Source organism: Micromonospora antibiotica, assembly GCF_017599305.1.
Lineage (GTDB): Bacteria > Actinomycetota > Actinomycetes > Mycobacteriales > Micromonosporaceae > Micromonospora > Micromonospora antibiotica.
In genome coordinates this window covers 71,851-83,989 of sequence record NZ_JAGFWR010000009.1, presented here as the reverse complement: position 1 = coordinate 83,989, position 12,139 = coordinate 71,851, and the positions used below count along the sequence as shown (strand labels likewise).

The following is a 12,139-nucleotide window of genomic DNA, read 5'->3' as shown; positions in this document are numbered from 1 at the left end:
CGCCGGGGGCCTTCGTCGTTTCCGGGGCCCGGCGGGACCCGCCATCGGGGCCGGGCCCGCCGGGGGAGTGCCCGGTACGACCGTCGGCCGGGCATGATGGTGGGCATGACGACCGCTGCGGGGCAGGTGCCGGTGGCGCACCAGCCGCCACGTCATCCACTCGACCCCGACCCGGTGCGCGCCACGAAGGCGCGGGCCGTCTTCGCGCTCGGGTTGATCGGGGCGTTGACCGGGCTCTTCGTCGGTGGGGTGGTGCCCGCCACGATCGCCCTCCAGTTGGCCCGGCAGGCCCGCCGGGAGGCGTACGCCTCGGGTGGTTTCCTCACCGGTGCGGCCTGGCTGCGGCGGGGGGAGCGGTTGGCCTGGGCGGGGCTGGTGCTGGTCGCGGTCGCGGTGGTGACGCTGGTGGTGATCGGCGTGGTCCGGCTGGCCGGGTCCCCCTACGGGCAGGACTTCGCGCCGAACGTCGACTGACCCGTCGGGGTGATGATCCGGCAGGGGGCACCCGCGGTGCGCGGCGGCGGTAGCCTGGCCGGTGTCCGTCGCGTGACGGTGGACCCCGCATCGCGACAGGAGGACCCCGTGACGGAACCGGCGCCGCCGTCGGGAGGCGACCCGGGCGGACCGCCCGCCGGCTCCCCGGGTCCCGGCAACGACTCCGGGGCACCCGACCGGCCCGATCCGTGGGCCGCCGGCCCCTGGGGGGCACCGTCGCTCCCCGGGCCCGTCCACGGCACCGGAATCCCGCCGGAGGCCGCTCCGATCGGGTACGCCCCTCCGCCGGCCCAGCCGGCCCCCTCCGCCGCCGGGCCGTTTCCGGCAGTTGGCGGATCACTGCGGGGCCCGCTGTCCCACCCACCGCCGGGCGGGGCCTACCCGGGGCCGGGTGGGTCGTATCCCGGGGCGGGGTCGTCGGGGATGCCGCCCGGGTCGTACCCGGGACAGCCGGCCGGGGCGGGCTGGCCGGCGCCCTCGGGACACCGACCCGGGCCGCTGCCCCCACCACCGCCGGACGCCCCGCGCCCCCCTAAGCGGGTCGAACCGGTCCCCGGCACACCCTTCGCGGTGGTCCACCTCGACGTTCCGGCGGTCACCTCCGGCCCGGCGGTGGGGTCCCTGATCGCCGGGGTGGTGTCGATCCTGGTGTCGTTCCTGGTGATCTGCTTCGGGGTCGGTGGGGCGCAGCTCGGCGGGGCCTGGGCGGCCGGCGCATTCACCGTGCCCGGCGCGCTGGCCGGCGCGGCGGCGATCGTCGCCGGGTTGCTGGCCCGTCGGCAGATCCGTCGGGCCGCGCCACCGCCGGCGGTGCGGTTCACCGGTCGGGGCCTGGCCACGGCCGGGATCAGTTGTGGCGGGGTGGGGCTGGTGCTCAGCCTGCTGGGGTTGGGGCTGGCGTTGCTGGTGCAGCTGGCGTGACCCCCGTCGCCCGGGGGTGACGGGCTGCGGCACGCGGCAGCCGGTACACTGGAGGTCCTAGGGGCCCGCCACGGGCGAGCAGCCAGGGCGTACGGCGTGGCCGACGGGGTTCTGAGACCCGGCGGACCAGCCCGTTTTGACCTGCGAGGCTGTGGTAGGTACTCTTTCCCCTTGCGCCCGGGCATGCCCGGGCAACTCGTGCGTGCGCGGGATCCGGATCGGTCCGGAGATCACGCGGCCGTACGACACAGCCCAGGACCCGGCGTGCGGACGACCACGCGCCGGTGACAGAAATCCGGTGCGCGCGCGAGCGACCGCGCTGGAACCGTGAATCGGGCGACACGCCCGACCGCGGGTGCCGGGACTTCCGTGAGGTGGTCCCGGTCGGAATGTAGGAGAGTCGGCCATCAGGTCGGCTAACGAGCAGACGGCGCGGTCGCGTGAGCGGCCGAAGGGAGCGGAGAAACCCGGTGCCCACCATTCAGCAGCTGGTCCGAAAGGGCCGCCAGGCCAAGACGACCAAGACCAAGACCCCGGCGCTGAAGGGATCCCCTCAGCGGCGCGGTGTGTGCACCCGCGTGTACACCACCACCCCCAAGAAGCCGAACTCGGCGCTCCGCAAGGTCGCTCGTGTCAAGCTCAGCAGCCAGATCGAGGTGACCGCCTACATCCCGGGCGTGGGTCACAACCTGCAGGAGCACTCGATCGTGCTCGTCCGCGGCGGCCGGGTGAAGGACCTCCCCGGCGTGCGTTACAAGATCGTCCGCGGTTCGCTGGACACCCAGGGTGTCCGCAACCGCAAGCAGGCGCGCAGCCGTTACGGCGCGAAGAAGGAGAAGAGCTGACATGCCGCGTAAGGGACCCGCTCCGCGGAAGCCGCTGGTCGCTGACCCGGTGTACAACTCGCCTCTGGTCACCCAGCTGGTCAACAAGATCCTGATGCGCGGTAAGCGTCAGCTCGCCGAGCGCATCGTGTACGCGGCCCTGGAGGGCTGCCGCGAGAAGAGCGGCACCGACCCGGTCGTCACCCTCAAGCGGGCGATGGACAACGTCAAGCCGACCCTGGAGGTGCGCAGCCGCCGGGTCGGTGGCGCCACCTACCAGGTGCCGGTCGAGGTCCGCCCGGCCCGCGCGACCACCCTCGGTCTGCGCTGGCTGGTGACCTACTCCAAGGCCCGCCGCGAAAAGACCATGATCGAGCGGCTGATGAACGAGCTGCTGGACGCGAGCAACGGTCTGGGTGCCGCCGTCAAGCGGCGCGAGGACACCCACAAGATGGCGGAGTCCAACAAGGCCTTCGCGCACTACCGCTGGTAACAGCCTGGTTCCGGCGCCGGACCGGCGCCGGAACCGCCATCGGTCGAGTCGAGACGACGATAAGTAGGGATTGAAGTGGCCGCCGCAGACGCGCTCGCCAACGTACGCAACATCGGCATCATGGCGCACATCGATGCCGGTAAGACCACGACCACCGAGCGGATCCTGTTCTACACCGGTATCACCTACAAGATCGGTGAGGTCCACGAGGGCGCTGCCGTCATGGACTGGATGGAGCAGGAGCAGGAGCGTGGCATCACGATCACCTCCGCTGCCACCAAGTGTGAGTGGAAGGGCCACACGATCCAGATCATCGACACGCCCGGTCACGTCGACTTCACGGTCGAGGTCGAGCGGTCGCTGCGGGTGCTGGATGGTGCGGTCGCGGTCTACGACGGCGTGGCCGGCGTGGAGCCGCAGACGGAGAACGTCTGGCGGCAGGCCGACAAGTACCACGTCCCGCGGATGTGCTTCGTCAACAAGCTCGACCGTACGGGCGCGGACTTCTTCCGCTGCGTGCAGATGATGATCGACCGGCTCAACGCCACCCCGCTGGTGCTCCAGATCCCGATCGGGCTCGAGGGCGACCACATCGGTGTCGTCGACCTGATCGGCATGCGCGCCCTCACCTGGCGCGGGGAGACCCAGAAGGGTGAGGACTACGCGATCGAGGAGATCCCGGCCGACCTGGCCGACTCCGCGGCCGAGTGGCGCGAGAAGCTGATGGAGACCCTGGCCGACGTCGACGACGCGGTGATGGAGAAGTACCTGGAGGGCGAGGAGATCTCCGTCGAGGAGATCAAGGCCGCCATCCGGCGGGCCACCATCGCCAGCAAGGCCAACCCGGTGCTGTGCGGCTCGGCGTTCAAGAACAAGGGCGTGCAGCCCATGCTCGACGCCGTGGTCGACTTCCTGCCGTCGCCGCTGGACGTCCCGGCGATCGAGGGTACGGCCACCGACGGCGAGACCCCGATGGTGCGTAAGCCGTCGAAGAACGAGCCGTTCTCCGGTCTGGCCTTCAAGATCCAGACGGACAAGCACCTCGGCAAGCTCACCTACGTCCGGGTCTACTCCGGCCTGCTCGAGTCCGGCTCCCAGGTGGTCAACTCCACCAAGGACCGCAAGGAGCGGATCGGCAAGATCTACCAGATGCACGCCAACAAGCGGGAAGAGCGTCCGTCGGCGCAGGCCGGCGACATCATCGCGGTGCAGGGTCTCAAGCAGACCACCACCGGCGACACGCTCTCCGACCCGGCGAACCCGGTGATCCTGGAGTCGATGACCTTCCCGGAGCCGGTCATCTCGGTGGCGATCGAGCCGAAGACCAAGTCCGACCAGGAGAAGCTCGGCACCGCGATCCAGCGGCTGGCCGAGGAGGACCCGACCTTCCGGGTCCGGCTCGACGAGGAGACCGGCCAGACGGTCATCTCCGGCATGGGCGAGCTGCACCTGGACATCCTGGTCGACCGGATGCGTCGCGAGTTCAACGTCGAGGCCAACGTCGGCAAGCCGCAGGTGGCGTACCGCGAGACCATCCGCCGCAAGGTGGAGAAGGTCGAGTACACGCACAAGAAGCAGACCGGTGGCTCCGGCCAGTACGCCCGCGTCATCGTGAGCATCGAGCCGCTGCCGCTGGACAACGAGTCGCCGACCTACGAGTTCGCCAACGCGGTCAGCGGTGGTCGTATCCCGCGGGAGTTCATCCCGTCGGTCGACGCCGGTGCGCAGGACGCCATGCAGTACGGCATCCTCGCTGGCTTCCCGCTGGTCGGCGTCAAGCTGACCCTGCTGGACGGCCAGTACCACGAGGTCGACTCGTCGGAAATGGCATTCAAGATCGCCGGCTCGATGGTGATGAAGGACGCGGCCCGCAAGGCCGACCCGGCATTGCTCGAGCCGATGATGGCCGTTGAGGTCACCACTCCCGAGGAGAACATGGGTGACGTCATCGGCGACCTCAACTCCCGCCGCGGCATCATCCAGGCGATGGAGGAGCGCAGTGGCGCCCGCATCGTGAGGGCCCTGGTGCCGTTGTCGGAGATGTTCGGCTACGTCGGCGACCTGCGGTCGAAGACCCAGGGCCGGGCTAGCTACAGCATGCAGTTCGACTCCTACGCCGAGGTTCCGCAGAGCGTGGCGAAGGAGATCATCGCCAAGGCGACGGGTGAGTGACGCTCATCCGCTGCTGATCCGGTGAGTCGGGGCAGGTCGCGGGCGGGAATCCCGTCCGCGACCACCTCGGTCGGGTTGGATGAATCCGGGCCTGTAGGCTTCATCGCCGCAGAACCCACCAAGCTCTCCGGCCGCAGGCCGGAAAGGCTGTCGACAGAGTCCTAAGCGCCGTCCGGCGCGCCGGGGCGCGAACCAAGAAGTCCACAGGAGGACACCAGTGGCGAAGGCTAAGTTCGAGCGGACTAAGCCGCACGTCAACATCGGCACCATTGGTCACATCGACCACGGTAAGACGACGCTGACGGCGGCCATCACCAAGGTCCTGCACGACCAGTACCCGGACCTCAACCCGTACACGCCGTTCGACGAGATCGACAAGGCGCCGGAGGAGAAGGCCCGCGGTATCACGATCTCGATCGCACACGTCGAGTACCAGACCGAGGCGCGGCACTACGCGCACGTCGACTGCCCCGGGCACGCCGACTACATCAAGAACATGATCACCGGTGCCGCGCAGATGGACGGCGCGATCCTGGTGGTCGCGGCGACCGACGGCCCGATGCCGCAGACCCGCGAGCACGTGCTGCTGGCCCGTCAGGTCGGTGTGCCGTACATCGTCGTGGCGCTCAACAAGAGCGACATGGTCGACGACGAGGAGCTCCTGGAGCTCGTCGAGCTTGAGGTCCGCGAGCTGCTGTCGGCGCAGGAGTACCCGGGTGACGACCTGCCGGTCGTCCGGGTCTCGGCGCTGAAGGCCCTCGAGGGTGACCCCGAGTGGACCGGTCGCCTGCTGGAGCTGATGAACGCGGTCGACACCGCGATCCCGCAGCCCGAGCGTGAGACCGAGAAGCCGTTCCTGATGCCGATCGAGGACGTCTTCACGATCACCGGTCGTGGCACGGTCGTCACCGGTCGCGCCGAGCGCGGCATCCTCAAGCCGAACGAGGAGGTGGAGATCGTCGGCATCCGCGAGAAGTCGCAGAAGACGGTCTGCACCGGCATCGAGATGTTCCGCAAGCTGCTCGACGAGGCCCGCGCGGGCGAGAACGTCGGTCTGCTGCTGCGTGGCATCAAGCGCGAGGACGTCGAGCGCGGCATGGTGGTCGTCAAGCCGGGCACCAGCACCCCGCACACGGAGTTCGAGGCGACCGTCTACATCCTCTCCAAGGAGGAGGGCGGCCGGCACACCCCGTTCTTCCAGAACTACCGTCCGCAGTTCTACTTCCGGACCACGGACGTCACCGGTGTCGTCACCCTCCCCGAGGGCACCGAGATGGTCATGCCGGGCGACAACACCACGATGGCCGTGAAGCTCATCCAGCCCATCGCGATGGAGGACAACCTCAAGTTCGCGATCCGCGAGGGTGGTCGTACGGTCGGCGCGGGTCGCGTCACCAAGATCATCAAGTGAACTAGGTAACCCCGATTAGCGTTGCCGCCGGTCGTGCGGCATACTGGTCAGGTTGCGTAACGACGGTTAGTCGCCCGTGTCCGGCGTAAGTTGGACCTCCGGGACACTGACAATCGCGCGTAGGGTGGTTGATCGCCCCTGGCGGTCAACCACCCTCGCACGGCGTCCAGATCGCTGTGATGCGATCGGCGTCCAGACCCACCGGGTGACCAGATAGCTGCTCCGGAGACCCGGGGCGGAGCCTGGTCCGAGGGCGCGACACGCCCGACCGCGGGGGTCGGCGAAGCGGTCCTGTGCCAGCCGGTACAGGCACCCGCAACACAGCGGCATCGAGAGAAGGAACAGAAGCCACCATGGCGGGACAGAAGATCCGCATCCGGCTCAAGGCCTATGACCACGAGGTCGTCGACTCCTCGGCGCGGAAGATCGTCGAGACGGTGACGCGCACCGGGGCGCAGGTCGCGGGCCCGGTGCCGCTGCCCACGGAGATCAACCGTTTCTGCGTCATCCGCTCGCCGCACAAGTACAAGGACTCGCGCGAGCACTTCGAGATGCGTACGCACAAGCGGCTGATCGACATCATCGACCCGACCCCGAAGACGGTCGACTCGCTCATGCGCCTCGACCTGCCGGCTGGCGTCGACATCGAGATCAAGCTGTAGGGACCGGACAAATGGACAGGCAAGTCAAGGGGATCCTGGGCGCCAAGCTCGGTATGACCCAGGTCTGGGACAACAACAAGGTTGTGCCCGTGACCGTGGTTCAGGCCGGCCCGTGCGTCGTCAGCCAGGTGCGTAGCGCCGAGAAGGACGGTTACTCCGCGGTCCAGCTCGCCTACGGCACGATCGACCCGCGTAAGGCCAAGAAGCCGCTCGCCGGGCACTACGCCAAGGCGGACGTGGCGCCGCGCCGGCACATCGTCGAGCTGCGCACCTCGAACGCCGCGGACTACTCGCTGGGCCAGGAGGTCACGGTCGAGGAGTTCCCGGTCGGCGTGACCATCGACGTCACCGGCAAGACCAAGGGCAAGGGCTACGCCGGCCCGATGAAGCGGCACGGCTTCCACGGCCTGCGCGCCAGCCACGGTGTCGAGCGTAAGCACCGCTCGCCGGGCTCCATCGGCGCCTGCGCGACCCCGGGTCGCGTCTTCAAGGGCACCCGGATGGCGGGCCGGATGGGTGGCGTGCGCTACACCGTCCAGAACCTGACCGTCCAGGCGGTCGACACCGAGAACAACCTCCTGCTCGTCCGTGGTGCCATCCCCGGCCCCAAGGGCGCGCTGGTCCTGGTCCGCACCGCGGCCAAGACGAAGGTGAAGAAGGGCGGTGTGGCCAAGTGACCACCGTTGACGTCCGCAACGCCGAAGGCGCCACGAGCGGCTCCGTCGAGCTGCCCGCCGACATCTTCGACGTCCAGGCCAACATCGCGCTGATGCACCAGGTCGTGGTGGCTCAGCTCGCGGCGGCCCGGCAGGGCACCCACAAGGTCAAGACCCGCGGCGAGGTCGCCGGTGGCGGCAAGAAGCCGTACAAGCAGAAGGGCACCGGTCGGGCCCGGCAGGGCTCGATCCGCGCGCCGCAGTTCGCCGGCGGTGGCGTGGTCCACGGCCCGACGCCGCGCGACTACAGCCAGCGGACCCCGAAGAAGATGAAGGCCGCCGCCCTGCGTGGCGCCCTCTCCGACCGGGCCCGCGCCGGCCAGGTGCACGTCGTCGAGGCGTTCGTCTCGGGCGAGAAGCCGTCGACCAAGGCGGCCCTGGCGACGCTGGCCAAGCTGACCGAGGCCCGTCGGGTCCTGGTCGTGCTGAGCAGCACCGACGAGCTGAACTGGGTGTCGCTGCGCAACGAGCCGCGGGTGCACCTGATCGAGTCCGGCCAGCTCAACACGTACGACGTGCTGGTGGCCGACGACGTGGTCTTCACCAAGGACGCCCTGGACGAGTTCCTGGGCGTGCCCGCGGAGGACGGCCCTGCGGCCGAGTCCGCCGCCGAGACCACCGAGGAGGGTGGCAAGTGAGCACGATCGCCGACCCGCGGGACATCATCGTCGCGCCGGTCGTCTCGGAGAAGAGCTACAGCGAGCTGAACCGGAACTGGTACACCTTCCTGGTGCACCCGGACGCGAACAAGACCGAGATCAAGATCGCTATCCAGCAGATCTTCAACGTCCGCGTCCTGACGGTCAACACGCTCAACCGCCAGGGCAAGCGCAAGCGCACCAAGACCGGCTTCGGTCAGCGCAAGGCGACCAAGCGGGCGATCGTGAAGCTGGCTGACGGTGACCGTATCGAGGCCTTCGGCGGCCCGGTCAGCTGAGGGGTGTAGACAATGGCTATCCGTAAGTACAAGCCGACGACGCCGGGCCGACGCGGCTCCAGCGTCGCCGACTTCGCCGAGATCACCCGGTCCACGCCGGAGAAGTCCCTGCTGGCTCCGCTGCCCAAGAAGGGTGGCCGCAACGCCCACGGCCGGATCACCACCCGGCACCACGGCGGCGGTCACAAGCGGCAGTACCGCCTGATCGACTTCAAGCGGGTCGACAAGGACGGCGTGCCGGCGAAGGTCGCGCACATCGAGTACGACCCGAACCGCACCGCGCGTATCGCGCTGCTGCACTACGCCGACGGCGAGAAGCGCTACATCCTCGCGCCGAAGGACATGAAGCAGGGCGACCGGGTCGAGTCCGGTCCGGGTGCCGACATCAAGCCGGGCAACAACCTGCCGCTGCGCAACATCCCGGTCGGTACCACCATCCACAACGTGGAGCTGCGTCCGGGCGGCGGCGCCAAGCTGGCCCGTTCGGCCGGCGTCGGCATCCAGCTGCTCGGCCGGGAGGGCGTCTACGCGACCCTGCGTATGCCGTCCGGTGAAATCCGGCGGGTCGACGTGCGCTGCCGCGCCAGCATCGGCGAGATCGGCAACGCCGACCAGTCGAACATCAACTGGGGCAAGGCCGGCCGGATGCGCTGGAAGGGCAAGCGCCCGACCGTCCGTGGTGTCGCGATGAACCCGGTCGACCACCCGCACGGTGGTGGTGAGGGTAAGACCTCCGGTGGTCGTCACCCGGTGAACCCGCAGGGTAAGCCCGAGGGCCGCACCCGTCGTAAGGGCCAGCCGAGCGACCGGCTGATCGTCCGCCGCCGCTACGCCACGCGTAAGCGCGGCTGAGGGAGATAGAGCATGCCTCGCAGCCTGAAGAAGGGCCCGTTCATCGACGACCACCTGCTCAAGAAGGTGGAGACGCAGAACGACAAGGGCTCGAAGAACGTCATCAAGACCTGGTCGCGCCGCTCGACGATCATCCCCGAGATGCTCGGGCACACGATCGCCGTGCACGACGGACGCAAGCACGTCCCGGTGTTCGTGACCGAGGCCATGGTCGGGCACAAGCTCGGCGAGTTCGCGCTGACCCGCACGTTCAAGGGTCACGAGAAGGACGACCGGAAGAGCCGCCGGCGCTGACGCCGCGGGCATACGGATAGAGGAACAAGGGGTTACAGCGATGCCAGGAAAGGGCGACGCTCCGGTGCTTCCGGGCGCGCGGGCGGTTGCGCGACACGTGCGCATCTCGCCGATGAAGGCGCGCCGGGTGGTCAACCTCGTCCGCGGCCTGCCCGCGAAGGAGGCGCTCACGGTGCTGCAGTTCGCGCCGCAGGCGGCGAGTGAGCAGGTGTACAAGGTGCTCGCGAGCGCGATCGCCAACGCGGAGAACAACGAGCGGCTGGACCCCGACGCGCTGCTCGTCAGCGAGGCGTTCGTCGACGAGGGCCCGACGATGAAGCGGTTCCGGCCGCGGGCGCAGGGCCGGGCGTACCGGATCCGCAAGCGCACCTGCCACATCACCGTGGCGGTCGAGGCGGTCGCGCCGGCCGCGCCGAAGAAGTCCGCGGCGAAGAAGGCGGCACCGGCGCAGCAGGCCGAGCCCGCGGCGACCGAAAGTAAGACGGAGGGTGCCGAGTAATGGGTCAGAAGGTTCACCCCACTGGATTCCGGCTCGGCATCTCGACCGACTGGAAGTCCCGCTGGTTCGCGGACAAGCTCTACAAGGACTACATCGGCGAGGACGTCAAGATCCGCCGGATGATGTCCAAGGGGCTCGAGCGCGCCGGCATCTCCAAGGTCGACATCGAGCGCACCCGGGACCGCGTCCGGGTCGACATCCACACCGCCCGGCCGGGCATCGTCATCGGCCGTAAGGGTGCGGAGGCCGACCGGATCCGCGGCGAGCTGGAGAAGCTCACCGGCAAGCAGGTGCAGCTGAACATCATCGAGGTGAAGAACCCCGAGTCGGACGCGCAGCTGGTCGCCCAGGGTGTCGCCGAGCAGCTCTCCAGCCGGGTCAGCTTCCGTCGGGCCATGCGCAAGTCGATGCAGTCGGCGATGAAGAACCCCGTCTGCAAGGGCATCCGGGTGCAGGTCTCGGGCCGCCTCGGTGGCGCCGAGATGAGCCGCACGGAGTTCTACCGCGAGGGTCGGGTCCCGCTGCACACGCTGCGGGCCAACATCGAGTACGGCTTCTTCGAGGCCCGTACCACCTTCGGCCGGATCGGCGTGAAGGTCTGGATCTACAAGGGCGACGCCGTCCCGGGCCGGGAGGCCCCGGCCGAGGCCGGTCCGTCCCGCCCGCGTCGTGGTGAGCGTGGCGACCGGCCCGAGCGGCCGCGTCGTGGCCGGTCGGGTTCGTCCGGTACGACCGCCGGCGGTACCGAGGCCGGCCGGGCTGCCGCGACCACCATCGCGCAGCAGGCCGAGACGCCGAGTGGCGAGCCCGTCGACAGTTCCGCTGTCGCCGCGGCCGCCACCCAGCCGGCAGAAACGCAGCAGGAGGGCTGACAGATGCTGATGCCGCGCAAGCCCCCGAAGGGCTTCCGCAAGCCGCACCACCCGGACCGCCACGGCGCGTCCAAGGGCGGTAACCGGGTGGTGTTCGGCGAGTTCGGGATCCAGGCTCTCGAGCCGGCGTACGTGACGAACCGGCAGATCGAGTCGGCACGTATCGCCATGACCCGGCACATCAAGCGTGGTGGCAAGGTCTGGATCACGGTCTTCCCGGACCAGGCCCTCACCAAGAAGCCGGCCGAGACCCGGATGGGTTCCGGTAAGGGCTCGCCCGAGTGGTGGGTCGCGAACGTCAAGCCGGGGCGGGTGCTCTTCGAGATGTCCTTCCCCAACGAGCAGATCGCGCGAGAGGCGATGCGTCGCGCGATCCACAAGCTCCCGATGAAGTGCCGCATTGTTACGCGCGAAGTGGGTGAATCCTGATGGCAGCGGGCGTCAAGCCTTCCGAGCTGCGTGAGCTCTCCGAGGAGGAGCTGGTCACGAAGCTGCGCGAGGCCAAGGCGGAGCTGTTCAACCTCCGCGTGCAGGCCGCCACCGGTCAGCTGGACAACAACCGGCGGTTGCAGGTCATCCGTCGGGAGATCGCCCGGATCTACACGATCATGCGTGAGCGCGAGCTGGGTCTCTCGGCCGCGCCGACTGAGGTGACTGCATCATGAGCGAGACCGAGAACACCACCGCCGACGTGCGGGCCCGCCGTAAGGTTCGTGAGGGCCTGGTGGTCAGCGACAAGATGGACAAGACCGTCGTGGTCGAGGTCGAGGACCGCGTCAAGCACGCGTTGTACGGCAAGATCATGCGTCGTACCCGCAAGCTGAAGGTGCACGACGAGCCGAACGCCGCCGGCATCGGCGACCGGGTCCTGATCATGGAGACCCGGCCGCTGTCCGCCACCAAGCGTTGGCGCATCGTGGAGATCCTCGAGAAGGCCAAGTAGCGAAGGCTCGAGCTCGGCCGGTTTCGGTCGGGCGCAGGTTCCGCCAGG

General features: G+C 69.0%; 17 protein-coding genes. All 17 read left to right on the top strand.

The features are described 5' to 3' along the window. Window positions 1–105 precede the first annotated feature (105 nt). Complete coding sequence (locus JQN83_RS17520; protein WP_208568209.1) at window positions 106–474, top strand: hypothetical protein; 369 nt, start codon at window positions 106–108, stop codon at window positions 472–474. 519 nt (window positions 475–993) lie between these two features. Then, window positions 994–1,416, top strand: coding sequence for a hypothetical protein (locus JQN83_RS17515; RefSeq protein ID WP_208568321.1), 423 nt, complete (start codon window positions 994–996; stop codon window positions 1,414–1,416). Window positions 1,417–1,886: 470 nt separating this feature from the next. Beyond that, on the top strand, window positions 1,887–2,261 hold the full coding sequence (gene rpsL, locus JQN83_RS17510; protein WP_007465318.1) for a 30S ribosomal protein S12: 375 nt from the start codon (window positions 1,887–1,889) through the stop codon (window positions 2,259–2,261). A 1-nt stretch (window position 2,262) separates the two neighbouring features. Next, on the top strand, window positions 2,263–2,733 hold the full coding sequence (gene rpsG / locus JQN83_RS17505) for a 30S ribosomal protein S7 (protein ID WP_091242043.1): 471 nt from the start codon (window positions 2,263–2,265) through the stop codon (window positions 2,731–2,733). 75 nt (window positions 2,734–2,808) lie between these two features. Next, window positions 2,809–4,905, top strand: coding sequence for an elongation factor G (gene fusA / locus JQN83_RS17500; protein ID WP_208568208.1), 2,097 nt, complete (start codon window positions 2,809–2,811; stop codon window positions 4,903–4,905). 217 nt (window positions 4,906–5,122) lie between these two features. Continuing rightward, the gene (gene tuf, locus JQN83_RS17495) at window positions 5,123–6,316 is read left to right on the top strand and encodes an elongation factor Tu (protein WP_204924855.1); all 1,194 of its coding nucleotides are present in this window, start codon (window positions 5,123–5,125) and stop codon (window positions 6,314–6,316) included. A 353-nt stretch (window positions 6,317–6,669) separates the two neighbouring features. Further along, the gene (gene rpsJ / locus JQN83_RS17490) at window positions 6,670–6,978 is read left to right on the top strand and encodes a 30S ribosomal protein S10 (RefSeq protein WP_007073037.1); all 309 of its coding nucleotides are present in this window, start codon (window positions 6,670–6,672) and stop codon (window positions 6,976–6,978) included. 11 nt (window positions 6,979–6,989) lie between these two features. Beyond that, complete coding sequence (gene rplC / locus JQN83_RS17485) at window positions 6,990–7,655, top strand: 50S ribosomal protein L3 (protein WP_208568207.1); 666 nt, start codon at window positions 6,990–6,992, stop codon at window positions 7,653–7,655. Next, window positions 7,652–8,332 (top strand): 50S ribosomal protein L4, encoded by a 681-nt coding sequence (gene rplD, locus JQN83_RS17480; RefSeq protein ID WP_208568206.1) that lies wholly within the window; start codon window positions 7,652–7,654, stop codon window positions 8,330–8,332. Before rplC ends, rplD begins: the two co-directional genes overlap by 4 nt. Next, window positions 8,329–8,631 (top strand): 50S ribosomal protein L23, encoded by a 303-nt coding sequence (rplW, locus tag JQN83_RS17475; protein ID WP_007465304.1) that lies wholly within the window; start codon window positions 8,329–8,331, stop codon window positions 8,629–8,631. The genes rplD and rplW overlap by 4 nt, the downstream gene beginning before the upstream one ends. A 12-nt stretch (window positions 8,632–8,643) precedes the next feature. Then, window positions 8,644–9,483: a 50S ribosomal protein L2 gene (gene rplB, locus JQN83_RS17470; protein ID WP_091242024.1), complete on the top strand. Its 840-nt coding sequence runs from the start codon at window positions 8,644–8,646 to the stop codon at window positions 9,481–9,483. A gap of 12 nt (window positions 9,484–9,495) precedes the next feature. After that, window positions 9,496–9,777 (top strand): 30S ribosomal protein S19, encoded by a 282-nt coding sequence (gene rpsS / locus JQN83_RS17465; RefSeq protein ID WP_088647003.1) that lies wholly within the window; start codon window positions 9,496–9,498, stop codon window positions 9,775–9,777. Window positions 9,778–9,817: 40 nt separating this feature from the next. Continuing rightward, window positions 9,818–10,276, top strand: a complete 459-nt coding sequence (rplV, locus tag JQN83_RS17460) for a 50S ribosomal protein L22 (RefSeq protein ID WP_088647002.1) — start codon at window positions 9,818–9,820, stop codon at window positions 10,274–10,276. Beyond that, complete coding sequence (gene rpsC / locus JQN83_RS17455; RefSeq protein WP_088647001.1) at window positions 10,276–11,148, top strand: 30S ribosomal protein S3; 873 nt, start codon at window positions 10,276–10,278, stop codon at window positions 11,146–11,148. Before rplV ends, rpsC begins: the two co-directional genes overlap by 1 nt. Window positions 11,149–11,151: 3 nt before the next feature. After that, the gene (gene rplP, locus JQN83_RS17450; RefSeq protein WP_088647000.1) at window positions 11,152–11,577 is read left to right on the top strand and encodes a 50S ribosomal protein L16; all 426 of its coding nucleotides are present in this window, start codon (window positions 11,152–11,154) and stop codon (window positions 11,575–11,577) included. After that, window positions 11,577–11,813 carry a 50S ribosomal protein L29 gene (gene rpmC, locus JQN83_RS17445; RefSeq protein ID WP_013288628.1) on the top strand — a complete coding sequence of 79 codons (237 nt, stop codon included), beginning with the start codon at window positions 11,577–11,579 and terminating at the stop codon, window positions 11,811–11,813. The genes rplP and rpmC overlap by 1 nt, the downstream gene beginning before the upstream one ends. Further along, window positions 11,810–12,091 carry a 30S ribosomal protein S17 gene (gene rpsQ, locus JQN83_RS17440; protein ID WP_208568205.1) on the top strand — a complete coding sequence of 94 codons (282 nt, stop codon included), beginning with the start codon at window positions 11,810–11,812 and terminating at the stop codon, window positions 12,089–12,091. Before rpmC ends, rpsQ begins: the two co-directional genes overlap by 4 nt. Window positions 12,092–12,139 lie beyond the last annotated feature (48 nt).